Below are 16,804 nucleotides of genomic sequence, written 5' to 3'. Positions count from 1 at the left end.
CATAGTGATTGTTACATGTGAATTGTTTAACACAAGTTGTAAAATGCTAGCAATAATTCAATTTAATTGCAAAGACTAGCCCTTTTTTACAAATTCCTTAAAAAGGAATAATTAGTTTTTTTATTACTGTAAAAATAATACTTTTGACATGTAATGACGAAAAAAATAAACATATCAGAAAATACAATCTCACATACATTCGGTATGTCTATTTCTATGTTTTTTATTTCAACTATTATTACCCTTTGGGGTAATTTATAATATGCTTTCCGTCCCTTTTTGTCTATACAGACATTTTATTCTCTTAAATTATATAAAATATGAAAGTCCTTAAATTTGGTGGAACATCAGTAGGTTCAGCCGAAAACATAAATAAAGTTATAAATATATTAGATCAACAATCTAAAAACACAAATATTGCTGTTGTAGTCTCTGCCGTTGGTGGTATTACAGATAAACTATTAGAAGCTGCACATTTAGCTTGTGCTAAAAACGAAGATTACAAACTGAAATACGATGTCATCTGGTCTATACATAATGAAGTGATTGAAGGCTTATTTGAAAATTCAGATCAGAACAATGAGTTAAAGGTAAATCAAGATAAATTACGTGAAATAGTTTCTGATAAATTAAACGAATTAAAAAGTCTACTTAATGGTATATACCTCGTTAACGAGTTGTCACCTCAGACAAAAGATAAATTATTAAGTTTTGGCGAAGCATTGTCTTCTACAATAATTTATCATACGCTTAAGTCTAGACAATTAGATGCTACTCTAAAAAACTCACAAGAAGTAATTATTACAGATTCTAACTTTAATAATGCTATTGTAAATTTTGAAGTTACCAATTCTAATATTCAAGAGTTTTTTAAATCTAACTCTAATGCTATAGTATTGTTTCCTGGTTTTGTTTCAAAATCTACACATGGCGAAATTACTACTTTAGGTCGTGGTGGATCCGATTATACAGCTGCTATTATTGCTGCTGCTATGGATGCTGACGAATTACAAATCTGGACAGACGTTAGTGGTATGTACACTACAAACCCTAAACTGGTAAAACAGGCTTCTCCTATTGTTGAATTATCTTATCAAGAAGCTGTGGAGCTATCACATTTCGGTGCAAAAGTTTTATATCCTCCTACAGTAATGCCAGTGCTTAAGAAGGAAATTCCTATTGTAATTAAAAACACAATGGAACCAGAAGCTATTGGTACAACAATTACTAAAAACACCGTTAATGCAGATAATTCGCCTGTAAAAGGAATTAGTAATATTGAAAACATTGCTTTACTAACCTTACAAGGTAATGGTATGGTTGGTGTTCCTGGATTTAGTAAACGTCTTTTTGAAACGCTTGCTCAAGAGAAAATTAATATCATATTAATAACACAATCATCTTCAGAGCATTCTATATGTTTCGGAATTTCGGCAAATGATGCACAACGCGCAAAAGAGGTTATTGATACGGTTTTTGAATACGAAATTGCATTACAAAAAATAGACCCAATTGTTGTTGAAACAGACTTATCTATCATTGCAGTAATTGGCGATAAAATGAAAAGTCATCAAGGAATTAGCGGCAAAATGTTTAGTACGCTTGGCAAGAACAACGTAAATATTAGAGCGATTGCGCAAGGTGCGTCTGAACGTAATATTTCTGCTATAATTCATAAAAACGATGTGAAAAAGGCTTTAAATAGTTTACACGAACAGTTTTTTGAAATAAAAACGAAACAAATTAATTTATTTATTACTGGTGTTGGTAATGTTGGCGAACGACTTATTGAACAAATAAAACAACAAAAAGCCTACGTTAAAGAAAACTTTAAAATCAATCTAAGAGTTGCAGGTTTATCTAACTCTCGAAAAATGGTTGTGAATGATGAAGGAATTAATCTTAAAAACTGGAAAGAGCAATTAGACGCTGGGGAAACAGCGAGTTTAGACGGATTCTTTCAACATGCAAAATCCTTAAATTTAAGAAACTCTGTTTTTGTAGATATTACTGCAAACGAAGCGGTTTCTAACATTTATGGCGAATATCTAAAACAAAGTATTTCTGTTGTCGCTTGTAATAAAATTGCATGTTCTGGTAATATTGAATATTATAATGAGTTAAAAACATTATCGCGTAAATACAATGCTTCATTCTTATTTGAAACCAATGTTGGTGCAGGTTTACCGGTTATTGACACATTAAGTCATTTAATAACTTCTGGAGATAAAATCAATACAATTCAAGCTGTTTTATCTGGTAGTTTAAACTTTATATTCAATAACTTTAATGCTGAAACTACATTCTATGATGTCGTAAAACAAGCACAAGAAGAAGGTTATACAGAACCTGACCCAAGAATTGATTTGAGCGGAATTGATGTAGCACGTAAAGTTTTAATTTTAGCTAGAGAAAGCGGACACGCTATTGAGCTTTCCGATTTAGAGAGTGATAATTTCTTAACTGATGGTGCAATGAATGCATCTTCTGTTGATGATTTCTTTGAAACCCTGAAAACTGATGAAGCTTATTATCAAAGTTTATTCAAATCTGCTGAAGACAATAATTGTCAACTCAAATTTGTAGCCGAGTTTAACGACGGAAAAGCAAAAGTAGGTTTAAAAGAAATACCTGAAGGTCATCCTTTTTTCAACTTAAAAGGAAAAGATAATATTGTAATGTTCTACACTCAGCGTTACCCAGAACAACCCATGATTATTAAAGGTGCTGGTGCTGGTGCAGATGTTACGGCTTCTGGTTTGTTTGCAGATATTATAAGAATTGCTAATAATTAATGATTACCGCTTTTGCGGAAAATAAACATGAAAAACGAAATCAAAATATTTTCGCCTGCTACAGTCGCTAACGTCGCTTGTGGATTTGATGTACTTGGCTTTTGTTTAGATACCATAGGAGATGAAATGGTTATTAGAAAAACAGAAGAAAAAGGAATTAAAATCACGAAGATTGAAGGCTACGACCTTCCGTTTGAAGCAGAAAAGAATGTTGCTGGTGTTTCGGCATTAGCAATGTACGATGCGTTACAGCCAGATTGCGGATTCGAAATTGAAATTTATAAAAAGATAAAACCAGGTAGTGGAATTGGCAGTAGTTCAGCAAGTGCTGCAGGTAGTGTTTTTGGTATGAATGAATTACTAGGAAAACCATTAACCAATACTGAGCTTACAAATTTCGCCATGAAAGGCGAAGCCTTAGCTAGTAAATGTGAGCATGCAGATAATTTAGCGCCTGCAATTTTTGGAGGATTTACATTAGTAAAAAGTGCTTGTCCATTAAAGGTATTAGAATTACCAACACCTTCTGATTTATTTGCAACATTAATTCATCCACAGATTGAAATTAAAACATCAGAATCTAGAGCCATATTGCCAAAAGAAATTCCTTTAGAAAATGCCATTACTCAATGGGCAAATGTTGGAAGTTTGGTACATGGCTTACACACTTCAGATTACGATTTAATAAAAGAATCATTAAATGATGTGGTTATAGAACCTTATAGAAAACAATTGATTCCGCATTTTGATGACGTAAAATCTGCTGCATTAGAAGCAGGAGCTTTAGGTTGTGCAATTTCTGGCTCTGGTCCTTCAATTTTTATGCTTAGTAAAAGTGAAGCTACCGCCAAAACGGTAGAACAAGCCATTCGAAAGGTCTACTCAAATACAGATATCAAATTTGAAACTTATGTTTCTAAAATTAATACCGAAGGAATTAGAATTTTGTAGAAATTACAGAAGACTGATGACTGAAGACTGAAGACTGAGTTAAATAATTACCAAATTCTGTCGAAAAAAATAATATAATACAATGAACTATTACTCTTTAAATAAAAAAGCACCCATTACAACTTTTGCAGATGCTGTAGTCCGTGGACTTGCACCAGATAAAGGTTTATATTTTCCTGAATCAATTACGCCTTTAGACCCTTCATTTTTTGAAACTATTGAAGACAAATCTAATACAGAAATTGCATTTGAAGCGATTAAACAATTTATACTTCCTGAAATTCCAGAAGATGTACTAAAAACGATTGTTGAGGAAACTTTAAATTTCGATTTTCCTGTTGTTGAGATTAATGAAAATATTTCAACCTTAGAATTGTTTCATGGTCCTACAATGGCTTTTAAAGATGTTGGCGCTCGTTTTATGGCGAGATGTTTAGGCTATTTCAACAAAACTAACACTAACGATGTTACGGTATTAGTAGCAACTTCTGGAGATACAGGAGGCGCTGTTGCTAATGGTTTTCTTGGTGTAAAAGGTGTTAATGTAGTTATCCTTTATCCAAGTGGTAAAGTAAGCGACATACAAGAAAAGCAATTAACAACTCTAGGACAAAATATTACAGCCTTAGAAGTAGATGGTGTTTTTGATGACTGCCAAGACATGGTAAAACGTGCCTTTATGGATAAAGAATTAACAAGTAAAATGCAACTAACATCTGCAAATTCAATAAATATTGCGCGTTGGTTACCACAGTTGTTTTACTTTATGTTTACCTATAAACAATTAAAATCTAAGCATAAAGAGATTGCATTTTCTGTACCAAGCGGAAACTTTGGAAATATCTGTGCTGGTATGGTTGCGCAAAAATTAGGTTTACCTATTAAACACTTTATTGCATCTAATAATGCAAATGATACGGTTGTAAAATATATGATTTCTCAAACTTACAACCCAAAACCATCCGTACAAACCATTAGTAATGCTATGGATGTTGGTAATCCTAGTAATTTTATCAGAATACAAGAATTACACAATAATGACTTTGATACGCTAAAGGCAAACCTATCTTCTTATAGTTTTACAGACCAAGCGACCAAAGAAGCTTTACTAGAAATCTATAAAGACTATAATTATATTGCTGATCCACATGGCGCTGTTGGTTATTTAGGTGCAAAAAAATACCAAGAAAATAATGATGCACATGTGGTGTTTTTAGAAACAGCACACCCAACAAAATTCTTAGATGTAGTTGAAGAGGTTATTGAAGAATCAGTGCCTTTACCACCACAAATTGAAGCAGTAATGGATAAAGAAAAAGTAGCTATTAAAGCGAGTTCTTATGAAGATTTAAAAGCATTTTTACTTAATAAATAATTTATTTTTAATAAATTGGATGAATAACATCATTTGCAGCTAAGCGTTCAATTATTTTATGAAGATAACTATAATAATATTTTTCTGTTCTGTATTTCAATTTGCTTTCTGTCAAAAAAAAATTGTTTATGCTAATGACAGCTTAACGATAATCACAAAATCTGAGTATGATAACGTTGAAGAAACCAGTTATTTAAGAAAATTAAAATTTCAAACAGATTCACTTTTAATATATGTTAATACATTAAGATTTCGTAAAGGAAAAATATCAACAAGTCTTTTAGATTCTATAAGGACTAAATTTTCATTACCAGAAGAGGTTGACTACGATGACAAAAAATTATTGATTATACATTATCTTCCTAAGAATGATTATACAAAATATCAACGTAAATCAAAAAAATTAAATATTGGAAATCACATTTTTGTGAATCAGCTAAATGCTGAAATTCGAGGTTTTGGCTCAGAAATTCAATGGATTCAAGATCCTGACATGATTATTGAAAATACATTCTTTATAGCTCCTTATCCTTGTGGAGGATTTGTTATAATTGACTATAAAGGTAATTACTTTACACATCGATTTGAATATCATCCAACATATGTTTTTAAAATAATAAAAGAAAACTTTAAAGATTATTTATTAATACAAAATGAAGTTATCTCAACAGAAGATTAACAAATAATGCCAAAAAACCTTTACACCATCTACGTTATAGAACTTTCTAAACGTGTGTTTACAGAAAATACGAAGTTTAGAAAAGCAAATCCGCAGTTTAACGGTGTTTTAGAATGTTTATATGTTGGCATGACGAGTAAAACGCCTAAAGAACGATTTCTTCAGCATAAAACAGGACATAGAAATAAGAAAGGCTATAAAATTTCTTCGAATATTGTTGAAAAATATGGTACGTATTTACGTCCTAGCTTATTTAATCATATCGACCCTTTTTTTACTAGAGCTGAAGCATTAAAAGCAGAAGAGCAAATAACGTTAGAATTAAGACGTGAAGGCTACGCTGTTTGGTCTAATTAATGTACAACAAACTTCTTTAAAGTTTCTTCGTATATCTTTTCATACATAGGTACGATATTTCGAAGATCGAATTTTTCAGATTGAATTTTCGCATTAATTTTAAACTTATTCAAAGTATCATCGTCAGATAAGATTTTAATTGCATTTTCTGACATGTCGTTTACCGCATTGACATCACTTAAATATCCCGAAAAACCATCTTCATTTACTTCTGGCAAACCTCCCGTATTCGTAGAAATTACAGGTACTCCATTAGACATTGCTTCCAGCGCAGCTAAACCAAAGCTTTCGGTTTTTGATGGTAATAGAAATAAATCACTGAAACATAAAATTCTGTCAATTTCATTACTATTTCCTAAGAAAACAACACGATCTGTAATTCCAAATTCTTCAACCAAGCGTTCTGCGGCTTCTTTTTCTGGACCTTCTCCAACCAACATTAATTTTGCTGGTAATTCCTTTTGAATATTATAGAAAATCTTAATAACATCTGGAATTTGTTTCACTTCCCTTAAGTTACTGATATGAGTGACAATACGCTCATTATCGTTAGCCATCATACCACGCTGACAATCTGTAAAATTATGTTCTAGTTTCTCAATATCAATAAAATTAGGAACAACGTGAATTTCCTCTTTAATATCAAATAAACGTAACGTATCTCTCTTTAAACTCTCCGAAACAGAAGTTACCGCATCTGATTTATTAATACTAAATGTTACAGCTGGCTTATAAAACGGATGACTACCAACTAATGTAATATCTGTTCCATGCAACGTTGTTACAATAGGAACAATAATTCCTTCGTCTTCTAACATTTGTTGTGCCATAAATGCTGCATAAGCATGCGGAATGGCATAATGAACATGCAATAACTCAATGCCATATAATTTAACCATATCTACTAATTTGCTCGATAAAGCTAATTCATATGGTTGGTAATGAAATAATGGATATTCTGGAACGTGCACTTCATGAAAATGTACATTGTTACTCAATAATTCTAGTCTAACGGGTTGGCTGTAGGTAATAAAATGAATTTCATGACCTCGCTTAGAAAGCTCAATACCTAATTCTGTAGCCACAACTCCACTTCCTCCAAATGTTGGGTAACACACTACGCCTATTTTCATGTAATATTTTTGGTTTTAAGTAATAAATTAAAAGTTGAAATGCTAATTATTTATCTGTAGTCGAAATAATATATAAGTCCTTTCTCACTCAATTTTTCAATTATCTAAAGTTACCATTTTACCGAGCTTAAGATTTAACTTTAATAACTTTTTAACGTTCGTAATTTGACGTTAATCAATAATGGCTTCATAAATTAAACGTTGAATTTCTGTTCTAATATTCTCGCGTAATAATAAATTTTTACCTGCTTGCGGATACGTTCTATTGGCTAAAAAGATATAAACAATTTCTTCTTCGGGATCTGCCCAAGCGTAAGTTCCTGTAAATCCGGAATGCCCAAAACTCGTCATAGATAAACAACCACAAGTTGGGCCTTCTTCGCCTAACTGAGGCTTATCAAAACCGATGCCTCGTCTATTATTGTTACCACAATAATAACAGTAATTAAACTTATCTACGGTTTCGTTTTTGAAGTAGCGCTTTCCGCCATAAAATCCTTTTTGCAAATACATTTGCATAATCTTTGCTACATCATTAGCGTTGCTAAAAACTCCTGCATGTCCTCCTACTCCATTTTGCATAGCTGCTCCCATATCATGAACATAACCATGTACCTTTTTGTAACGATAATAATTATCTATTTCAGTTGGTACAATATCTTTTAAACTAAACTTTTTTCGTGGATTATAGGTGGTACGATTTGCACCTAAAGATTTATAAAAACGATCTTGAGTAATTTCGCTAAGTGGTTTATCATAAAAACCTTCTAAATAATCCTTTAGAATATAGTAAGGTAAATCACTGTACCTGTATCGTAAAGATGAAAGTAATTCACTTTCTCTAATTATTTTCTGTATAGAATCTTGATAGTCATTACGCATAAAAAGTGTGTTAGTGACTTCTACATTGTATTCACTACTTCTAGTTTTTCTATAATATTTAGGATCAGGCTTTTTAGTGACAGTATCTAAAGTAGCGTAATAGAAGGGAATCCAAGGTTTCAGTTGCGCGTAATGCGATAACATTTTCTTTAAGGTTACATTCTTTTTGTTTGTATTTCGATATTCTGGAATTAACTTGCTCAATCTATCATCTAAAGAAATTGAACCTCTTTCTTCTAACTCCATTAAAACTGGTAAGGTTGCTAATATCTTGGTTAACGACGCTACATCATAGATGTCATCACTATCTACTTTATTTTTTTTAGAATAGGTATGATAACCAAAGTTTTTGTTATAAACCACCTTACCTTTTCGCGCTACTATTAATTGAATACCAGGCGTCATTTTTCCGTTTACAGCATGGTTGGCTACTGAATCTATTCGGCTTAATAGCTGAGAATCCATACCAACACGCTCTGGTAAACCGTAAGTTAAACTCATTAAAGAGTTATAAGTTTCTCCGGTACCTACTGGAAAAAATTCTCCTATGCTTACAGGTAATTTTCCTTTTGCTGGTAATGCACCAAAAATTAATTGCGCTGATTTTTGTTGCGCAATTTTACTATTTTGATAACTCATTACTATGCCTTCAATATTTTCTACAGACAATAAATCATTTAAGGCATAAGGTCTTGCGAACACGTCTAGTATTACTGTATTTGTTCTAGCGATTTCATACAACCATGCCATTTCTTTTTGAGAAAACTTAAATCCTTTCCACGGATTAGCATTAGATTTATGAAACCCAACAACAACAGTATTATAATTTTGAAGTTTATTTATTATCTCATTTAGTTGATCCGCTTTGATTTCATGTACTTTAGTGTACTTTTTTAATTCGTCTAAAAACACAGAACCATTATCATCACCTAAAGTTACATAGGCCACTTTCTTAGTTTCTAAGTCTCTAATTGGTAATAATTCATCTGAATTCTTAACAACTGTAATGGCATTTTCCATGAGTTCTTCATAGAGCGCATCGTCCTTTATTCTGTTTAAATCATTTTTTAAATTATAAATTCCTACTGGCGAATAATTATTAAGTCCAACTTTGTACTTCGCCATTAATATTTTCTTAACTGAATGTGACAATCGTTCTTCAGTTATGGTTCCATTGTTAAATGCCTCTACTAATTTCTCAATACCTTTTGCCGGATTTTCAGACATCAGCATAACGTCGTTACCTGCTAAGAAAGCCATTAGATCAATTTCTCCACCTTTCACTAAACTCCTAGCTCTTGTACCATCTACGCCTTTTTCTACATAATCAGCAGCACCTTTCATGGTTAAAGCATCAGTAAAAATTAAACCTTTAAAACCTAATTGCTTTTTTAAAATATCTGTAACAATATGTTTAGATAATGAAGAAGGAAATCCTCTCCTTTTTTCTAAACTTGGCACATTTAAATGCGCAACCATTACACTTGCCAAACCTTGTTTAATAAGTTTTTTATAAGGATATAACTCTATAGAATCTATACGTTTTGCACTAAAATTAATCGTTGGTAATTTTAAATGGGAATCATCCTCAGTATCACCATGACCAGGAAAATGCTTAGCATTAGCCAATGTACCAGCACTTTGCATGCCTTTCATAAAAGCTAATCCTTTTTCTGTTACATTATTTCTGTCTTCACCAAAGGAACGGTTTCCAATAATTGGATTATTTGGGTTTGTGTTAATATCTACTGCTGGTGCAAAATTAAAATGTACACCAAGTCGTTTACAATGTTCTCCTATTTGTCTTCCAGTTTGTTCTACTAAATTATTATCCGTAATTGCTCCGAGAGTCATATTCCAAGGAAAGGCATAAGTAGAATCTAAACGCATGCTTAAACCCCATTCTGCATCCATACCAACTAACAATGGAATATCTGAAGCCGCTTGTAACTCATTATTTAGTTTTGCTTGACGCACTGGTCCTCCATTAGAGTAAATTAATCCACCAATATGATGGTTCTTAATTAAACTAGCAATGCCATTTTCATGTGTTTTACCTTTGTCTGAAAACACTTGCACCATAAAAAGTTGTCCAACTCGTTCTTCTAAAGACATGGAGTTGTACAGACTATCTACCCATTTTTTTTGTTGGACAGCATCCTTTGTTTGAAGCGGATTATTAAAAAGATCTTGTGCAAAATTAATTTGAAAACACAAGCACATAAGAAAAAGGGCAAAGTAACGCATTGGCAATCTTTTTTCGTTTATTATTTAGATAACGAATATTGTGCCAAATTAGCATATTTTAAAGGAAGTATAAAGACTTTAAGATACTTTTATAAACGAGGTAATTAACAATTATGAGAGTAAATCGATATGACGATCATGGTATCCTAATAAATATAATACACCATCTAATCCTATACTAGATATTGAACTCTGGGCATTGTCCTTTACTTTTGGTTTGGCATGAAAAGCAATACCTAAACCTGCTAGATTAAGCATTTGTAAGTCATTTGCACCATCACCAACTGCAATAGTCTGCGCAATATCTATTTGCATTTCGTCTGCGAGTAATTGTAAATATTCGGCCTTTTTGCTTCCGTCTACGATATCTCCAATATAACCACCTGTTAAGGCACCATCTTTAATTTCTAATTGGTTAGCAAATACATAATCAATATCTAATTTTTTCTGAAGGTAATGACCAAAATAAGTAAATCCACCAGATAATATAGCTGTTTTATAACCATAATTGTGAAGTGTATCTATTAATCGTTTTGCGCCTTTTGTAATTGGTAAACGTTCTGCAACTTCTTGTAAAACTGATTCACTCAACCCTTCTAAAAGTTTCATTCGTCTTTTAAAACTTTCATTAAAATTGATTTCACCTTGCATTGCAGATTCTGTAATAGCTTTTACTTCATCGCCAACACCAGCTAATTCTGCAAGCTCATCAATAACTTCTGTTTGAATTAACGTTGAATCCATATCAAAACAAACCAAACGTCTATTACGTCTAAACATTGAATCTTCTTGAAAAGCAATATCCACATCTAATTCCTTAGAAATTTCCATAAACTTTGAAGTAAACTCCGTTTTATCACTTATTTTTCCTCTAATAGAAAGTTGTATAGATGCTCTTGGGTATTCTGCTTTTTTTACAAGTGACAAACGACCTGTTAAACGTTTAATAGAATCGATGTTTAAGTTCTTTTCTGAAATTACTTTTGTCACTTCAGATATTTGTTCTGCAGCTAATTTTTCTCCCAAAATAGTAACGATATAACGATCTTTACCTTGAAGACTTACCCAATTTTCATAATCTTCTAATGAAATTGGTTTAAACTTTGCTTTAATGCCTAATTCATAAGCTTTAAATAGCAAATCTTTGAGAACTGCAGCAGATTTTTTACCTGATTTTATTTCAAACATAATACCTAAGGATAAGGTATCGTGAATATTCGCCTGACCAATATCTAAAACTTTGGCATCATATTCAGCCAAAACACTAGTTAATGATGATGTTAATCCTGGTTTATCTTGTCCTGAAATATTTAATAAAAAAATGTCTGTAGCCACTTCGTAAAATTTGTTGTTGGTTGATAGTCACCGTAAAAATGACTATTCTATTTTAAATATGAAAGTTTTTTAGACGAAGTGTTATTTAATAAATCGGTTATGCCAACTCTCACTAGCAGGTACTTCCCAATTTTCATTAAACTCAGCGATGTTTGTTACTAAGTTATTAAATACAATAGTGTTTTTTGATACTGCCTTTTGTTGTGCCATTTTTTTAAAATCTACCAATGGCTTGTAAGCTATAAATTCACCTTGTTTATAAGATACATTCATTTTATCCATTAAATCAACTTTATACTGTTGTTCTAACTGTTGTATAAAACTTACGGAAGAATCAATAGAACAACCTGTTGCACTATTTAAACTCTGATCCATAGCAATTACTATAAATCGCTTATAAACTATTTTATAACCTGCTTTTAAATCTTTTCCATGAGCAGTCCATGCTTCAATGAATGTGTCTAATTGCGATTTAAGTTGCACTTGTTCATCATCTGAAAACGAACGGTTACATTGGTAAATCCAAACTCTTGATTCTTCTGGTAAAGTGTTAAAATCGACTAACATAAAATTTTTTAAGATTTGAGGGTTTTGATAAATTGAATTTTAGTACAATAATCTTAAGCTTCCGCAATCAACTCAGCAATATCCATTACTTTAATATCTGCTTCTTTTTCTTTGAACTTTACACCATCTGTCATCATTGTGTTACAATACGGACAACCTGTGGCAATAATTTCTGGCTGTGTTTCTAAAGCATCTTCAGTTCTAAGAATATTGATTTCCTTATTTCCTGGTTCTGCATCTTTAAACATTTGTGCTCCTCCTGCTCCACAACATAGTGCAGTTCCTTTGTGACGTTTCATTTCTACTAAAGTCGCATTTGTTTTTTTAAGAACATCTCTAGGTGCGTCATAAACACTGTTTGCTCGACCTAAATAACATGGATCATGGAACGTAATTCGCTTTCCTTTGAAAGTGTTTCCATCTAAAGTTAAACGACCTGCAGATATTAATTCTTCTATATATTGTGTATGATGAATTACATCATAATTACCACCAAGATTTGGATACTCGTTTTTTAAACAATTAAAAGAATGCGGATCGCAGGTTACAATGCGTTTTACTTCGTAAGCATTTAAAACTTCAATATTCATAACGGCTTGCATCTGAAACAGGAACTCATTACCAGCACGTTTTGCAACATCACCTGTATTACTTTCTTCTGTTCCTAAAACTGCAAAATCTACATTTGCTTTGTTTAAAATCTTGACAAATGCTTTTGTAATTTTCTTTGCTCTATCATCATAACTTCCAGCAGAGCCAACCCAAAATAAAATTTCTGGTTGCTTACCTTCTGCCATCATATCTGCCATAGTAGGCACTTTTAGTTGCTCGCTCATTCTATTTGATTTTTGTTAAAAGTTCAAAAGCTTTAAAATTTTTATATCAACTTTTCCACTTTTATAATCCTTCAACTTTATAACAGTATAACTTTAAACTTTCTAATTAGTTTTCGTCTTTCCAATTTAAACGATCCATTTGGTTATAAGGCCAAGGTGCTCCGTTGTTTTCTATATTAGTCATCATGTTATTTAATTCCATTGGTGCAGCACTTTGCTCCATTACTAAATAACGACGCATATCCATAATAATAGATAATGGATTGATGCTTACAGGACATTCTTCTACACAGGCATTACAAGTTGTACATGCCCAAAGTTCTTCGTTTGTAATATAATCTCCTAAAAGTTGTTTACCGTCATCTACAAACTTACCTTTATTAAGGTCTATGTTTTTACCAACTTCTTCTAGACGATCTCTAGTATCCATCATAATTTTACGAGGCGACAATTTCTTGCCTGTAAGATTCGCAGGACATGCCGACGTACAACGACCACACTCAGTACAAGTGTATGCATTAAGTAATTGCACTTGTGTTAAATCCATAACATCACTTGCTCCAAATTTAGCTGGCACTTCATCCTCTGCCGTTTCTGGAGGTGCGGCATAAGGATCTGCGTCAGGATCCATCATTAATTTTACTTCTGCAGTTACAGCTTCAAGATTATTGAATTTTCCTTTTGGTTCAACACTTCCATAATATACATTAGGAAATGCTAAAAGGATATGTAAGTGTTTAGAAAAATATAAATAGTTTAAGAAAATTAGTATACCTACAATATGAATCCACCATGCAATTCTTTCTATGGTGTGTAAAGTTTCTAGCTCAAATCCCCTAAACCAAGGTGCTATGAATTGCGTAATTATATTTCCAGAGTTTGAAGCTTGAAAACTTGTATCTGTTGCATTCATCAGTAGAAACAAACACATTAAAACAACTTCAAAATAAAGTATAATGTTACCATCACTCTTTGGCCATCCTTTCATTTCTGAACTTAAGAAACGTTTAATTTTAATCACATTTCTTCTGATCCAGAATATAATGACAGATACCAAAACCATTACAGCTAAAACCTCGAATGAACCAATTAAAAAACCATATAATAAAGCTGGCAAATACTCTTGACCAATACGATGTGTTCCAAAAAGTCCATCGATAATAATTTCGAGAACTTCCATATTAATAACCACAAAACCTACGTATACAATAGCATGTAGAAAGCCTGAAACTGGTCGTTTTATTAATTTACTTTGTCCTAATGCAATATTTACAACGTTTTTCCAACGTTCGGATTTATTGTCATCTGCATTGACTTTGTGACCTAATTTAATATTACGAATTAGTTTTTTTACATTATTAGCAAAATAACCAATACCTGCAATTAATAATATTGCAAAAATTATATTTGGTAAGTATTCCATAGAGTTGGATAATCTAATTGTTGTTTAATTGAGCTTCTGTAGGTTTCTCGTAAGGGATTTCTTTTTTAGACAAAATACGTCTGTAACGCGCTGGGTGTAATTTTATATCCAATATTAGAAGTTCTAATTCTTTAGTAGCGCTTTCAAGATTATTGTATAGTTTTTCATCTTTCAACAACTTGCCCATTGAACCTTTGCCAGCTTCTAATCCAGATGCTAATTGGTTGAATTTTAAAACCATATCATCTAAATTCTTAATAGATTGTGCAAGATTAGCCTCATTTAATCCTTTTGTTAATTCTGCTAATTCTGAGCTAGATTTCTCAAAATTTGCTAGCATTGAAGCTATTTTTTCATCATTCTGCTTGATCAAACTATTGGCTGATGAAGCAAGATTTTTAAATGTTTTAAGCGTAGAATTTAATTCGGCTATAGTTTGTTTTAATCCGTTATCAGAATCATCTTCAACTAAAGCATTAATATTAGTTAACAATGTATCTGAAGCACGTAATGTAGATCCTAAATCTTCACTAATTCCAGAAAAATTCTTTTCTAAAGAAGAAATCATTCCAGGCTTAATTTCAGATTTAATAAAATCCCCATCTTTAGCTATATTGCCATCATTTGCATCTACAATAGCTAAACCATTACCTCCCATTAAACCATCTTGATATAATCTTACAATACTATTTTTAGAGAATTTTAATTCTGGTGTAACGTTAAATGCAACTTTAGTTTTACCCGATTCAAAATCATATTGAATACTTTCTATTTTACCTATTTTATTACCCTTTACGGTTACTGGCGAAGCCATAGATAATGAGTTATAATCGAATTCTGTGTAGTAGGTGTTAGTACGTCCAAATAAATCTTCACCTTTAAGATAGGTAAATAAATAAATGCAAAAAGCGATACCAGCAATGACTAGTATAGCTGTTTTAACTTCTCTTGAAATTTTCAATGGGCTATTCTTTGGTTTAAAACAAAATTAGGAATAAATATATTAATAATATTCTTAATTACTAGCAGATTTCAATGCTTCGGTCATGCTAATCCTTTTACCTGCTTTAAAAGCAACAATAAATGCACCTGAATATTCTTTTCTTGCTTTGTTTAGCAAATTTTGAATCTCATTATAGTCTGAAGTTTTACCACTATAATATTTAAAGATATTGCCTGCTTTATCTCTAGTTATTTCACTTAAGCCTTTAAAATTATATGATTTTGGTTCTAATTGTTTTGAACTCGCTGCAATTTGAACTTTAAACGTAATGCCTTCAATAATTTGAGGAGTTTCTTCTTCAGTTGGCGTAGTGACTTCCTTATTTGCAATGGACAAGTGACTTCCAACATTTAAATCGAGTTCTTCTTTATAATCTATAATAGCCGTTTTTATAGCACTCGCCATTTTTGTTTGACCAGCTTTTGTATTTAAGTAACTTCCTTCCTTTTTATTCGTTAAAAAACCAACTTCTACCAAAACACTTGGCATATATGTATTTCTAATAACTAGTAAGCTAGCTTGTTTTAATCCTCTACTTTTTCGTTTTGCTTTACCTATAAAATTATCTTCAATCTTTCTTGCTAAAATAATACTCTGTTCCACATAAATTTCTTGCTCAATAGTAAGGGCAATACCTGATTCAATGGAATTAGGATCAAAACCTTCATAATGCTCTTCAAAATTCTCTTCTAAGAAGATCACTTCATTTTCACGCTTTGCTACTTCAAAATTTCTATTTGTATTTTTTTCTCCTAATACAAATGTTTCTGTTCCACTGGCTTGTGAGCTATGCGCATTACAATGGATAGAAACAAATAAATCTGCATCTGCTTTATTGGCAATATTAGCGCGCTCGTGTAGTTCTACAAACACATCTGTTTTACGTGTATAAATTACCTTTATATCTGGGTTCTTAGCCAAAGATTTACCAACCTCTAAAGTTACTTTAAGCGCTATATCTTTTTCGCTATGACCATTACCAACATTACCAGAATCATGACCACCATGACCAGCATCTAACACCACCACAAACTTATCGTCTTGCGCATGCAATTGACTATAAGATGTTAAAGAACTTATAAATAAAAGTAGTAAGAATACTATTAAGTGATTTTGCTTCGTTTGCATATTTTATTAACGATTTATATACTCGGTTTATTACATGTTTTTAACTGTAACAGCGTATTTTTCAACTTTATGATTTTAATAAATCAATCACAA

The 16,804-nt window shown here is 31.9% G+C and carries 13 protein-coding genes; 5 read left to right on the top strand and 8 right to left on the bottom strand.

From position 1 onward, the window contains the following. Positions 1-320: 320 nt before the first annotated feature. From thrA to ACJBCC_RS10845, 5 genes are all read left to right on the top strand, one after another. Positions 321-2,795 carry a bifunctional aspartate kinase/homoserine dehydrogenase I gene (thrA, locus tag ACJBCC_RS10865; protein ID WP_407557182.1) on the top strand — a complete coding sequence of 825 codons (2,475 nt, stop codon included), beginning with the start codon at positions 321-323 and terminating at the stop codon, positions 2,793-2,795. 27 nt (positions 2,796-2,822) lie between these two features. Beyond that, complete coding sequence (locus ACJBCC_RS10860; protein WP_299100430.1) at positions 2,823-3,746, top strand: homoserine kinase; 924 nt, start codon at positions 2,823-2,825, stop codon at positions 3,744-3,746. A gap of 82 nt (positions 3,747-3,828) precedes the next feature. After that, the gene (gene thrC / locus ACJBCC_RS10855) at positions 3,829-5,121 is read left to right on the top strand and encodes a threonine synthase (RefSeq protein WP_407557181.1); all 1,293 of its coding nucleotides are present in this window, start codon (positions 3,829-3,831) and stop codon (positions 5,119-5,121) included. A gap of 58 nt (positions 5,122-5,179) precedes the next feature. After that, positions 5,180-5,800, top strand: coding sequence for a hypothetical protein (locus ACJBCC_RS10850; RefSeq protein WP_407557180.1), 621 nt, complete (start codon positions 5,180-5,182; stop codon positions 5,798-5,800). A gap of 6 nt (positions 5,801-5,806) precedes the next feature. Then, positions 5,807-6,157 carry a ribose-5-phosphate isomerase gene (locus tag ACJBCC_RS10845; protein ID WP_407557179.1) on the top strand — a complete coding sequence of 117 codons (351 nt, stop codon included), beginning with the start codon at positions 5,807-5,809 and terminating at the stop codon, positions 6,155-6,157. Here ACJBCC_RS10845 and bshA read toward each other — a convergent pair. The 8 genes from bshA to ACJBCC_RS10805 all read right to left on the bottom strand — a co-directional run bounded on the left by bshA (position 6,154) and on the right by ACJBCC_RS10805 (position 16,711). Further along, on the bottom strand, positions 6,154-7,290 hold the full coding sequence (gene bshA, locus ACJBCC_RS10840; protein WP_407557178.1) for an N-acetyl-alpha-D-glucosaminyl L-malate synthase BshA: 1,137 nt from the start codon (positions 7,288-7,290) through the stop codon (positions 6,154-6,156). The two genes, ACJBCC_RS10845 and bshA, sit on opposite strands and share 4 nt — an antisense overlap. A gap of 171 nt (positions 7,291-7,461) precedes the next feature. Beyond that, entirely contained in the window at positions 7,462-10,419 is a 2,958-nt protein-coding gene (locus ACJBCC_RS10835) for a glycoside hydrolase family 3 N-terminal domain-containing protein (protein ID WP_407557177.1), read from the bottom strand. A 111-nt stretch (positions 10,420-10,530) separates the two neighbouring features. Then, the gene (serB, locus tag ACJBCC_RS10830) at positions 10,531-11,754 is read right to left on the bottom strand and encodes a phosphoserine phosphatase SerB (RefSeq protein ID WP_299100437.1); all 1,224 of its coding nucleotides are present in this window, start codon (positions 11,752-11,754) and stop codon (positions 10,531-10,533) included. Positions 11,755-11,835: 81 nt separating this feature from the next. After that, positions 11,836-12,321, bottom strand: a complete 486-nt coding sequence (locus tag ACJBCC_RS10825) for an ABC transporter ATPase (RefSeq protein WP_407557176.1) — start codon at positions 12,319-12,321, stop codon at positions 11,836-11,838. A gap of 53 nt (positions 12,322-12,374) precedes the next feature. Continuing rightward, positions 12,375-13,157 (bottom strand): (Fe-S)-binding protein, encoded by a 783-nt coding sequence (locus tag ACJBCC_RS10820; protein WP_299100439.1) that lies wholly within the window; start codon positions 13,155-13,157, stop codon positions 12,375-12,377. Between the two features lie 106 nt (positions 13,158-13,263). Next, positions 13,264-14,580, bottom strand: a complete 1,317-nt coding sequence (locus tag ACJBCC_RS10815; RefSeq protein WP_407557175.1) for a 4Fe-4S dicluster domain-containing protein — start codon at positions 14,578-14,580, stop codon at positions 13,264-13,266. A gap of 13 nt (positions 14,581-14,593) precedes the next feature. Further along, positions 14,594-15,541: an MlaD family protein gene (locus tag ACJBCC_RS10810; RefSeq protein ID WP_407557174.1), complete on the bottom strand. Its 948-nt coding sequence runs from the start codon at positions 15,539-15,541 to the stop codon at positions 14,594-14,596. A gap of 54 nt (positions 15,542-15,595) precedes the next feature. Then, positions 15,596-16,711 (bottom strand): N-acetylmuramoyl-L-alanine amidase, encoded by a 1,116-nt coding sequence (locus ACJBCC_RS10805; RefSeq protein ID WP_407557173.1) that lies wholly within the window; start codon positions 16,709-16,711, stop codon positions 15,596-15,598. Positions 16,712-16,804 lie beyond the last annotated feature (93 nt).

Source organism: Winogradskyella sp. 4-2091 (assembly GCF_045765065.1).
In the GTDB taxonomy this organism is placed as follows: Bacteria; Bacteroidota; Bacteroidia; order Flavobacteriales; family Flavobacteriaceae; genus Winogradskyella.
The sequence above is the reverse complement of the archived record's forward strand: the minus strand, read 5'-3'. Positions and strand labels throughout refer to the sequence as shown.

What these genes read in the sequence shown, in the direction of transcription:
- ACJBCC_RS10835 (WP_407557177.1), bottom strand. Translation starts at nt 10,419, where the DNA reads ATGCGTTACTTTGCCCTTTTTCTTATGTGCTTGTGTTTTCAAATTAAT.
- bshA (WP_407557178.1), bottom strand. Translation starts at nt 7,290, where the DNA reads ATGAAAATAGGCGTAGTGTGTTACCCAACATTTGGAGGAAGTGGAGTT.
- ACJBCC_RS10860 (WP_299100430.1), top strand. Translation starts at nt 2,823, where the DNA reads ATGAAAAACGAAATCAAAATATTTTCGCCTGCTACAGTCGCTAACGTC.
- ACJBCC_RS10845 (WP_407557179.1), top strand. Translation starts at nt 5,807, where the DNA reads ATGCCAAAAAACCTTTACACCATCTACGTTATAGAACTTTCTAAACGT.
- ACJBCC_RS10805 (WP_407557173.1), bottom strand. Translation starts at nt 16,711, where the DNA reads ATGCAAACGAAGCAAAATCACTTAATAGTATTCTTACTACTTTTATTT.
- ACJBCC_RS10850 (WP_407557180.1), top strand. Translation starts at nt 5,180, where the DNA reads ATGAAGATAACTATAATAATATTTTTCTGTTCTGTATTTCAATTTGCT.
- thrC (WP_407557181.1), top strand. Translation starts at nt 3,829, where the DNA reads ATGAACTATTACTCTTTAAATAAAAAAGCACCCATTACAACTTTTGCA.
- thrA (WP_407557182.1), top strand. Translation starts at nt 321, where the DNA reads ATGAAAGTCCTTAAATTTGGTGGAACATCAGTAGGTTCAGCCGAAAAC.
- ACJBCC_RS10815 (WP_407557175.1), bottom strand. Translation starts at nt 14,580, where the DNA reads ATGGAATACTTACCAAATATAATTTTTGCAATATTATTAATTGCAGGT.
- ACJBCC_RS10825 (WP_407557176.1), bottom strand. Translation starts at nt 12,321, where the DNA reads ATGTTAGTCGATTTTAACACTTTACCAGAAGAATCAAGAGTTTGGATT.
- ACJBCC_RS10820 (WP_299100439.1), bottom strand. Translation starts at nt 13,157, where the DNA reads ATGAGCGAGCAACTAAAAGTGCCTACTATGGCAGATATGATGGCAGAA.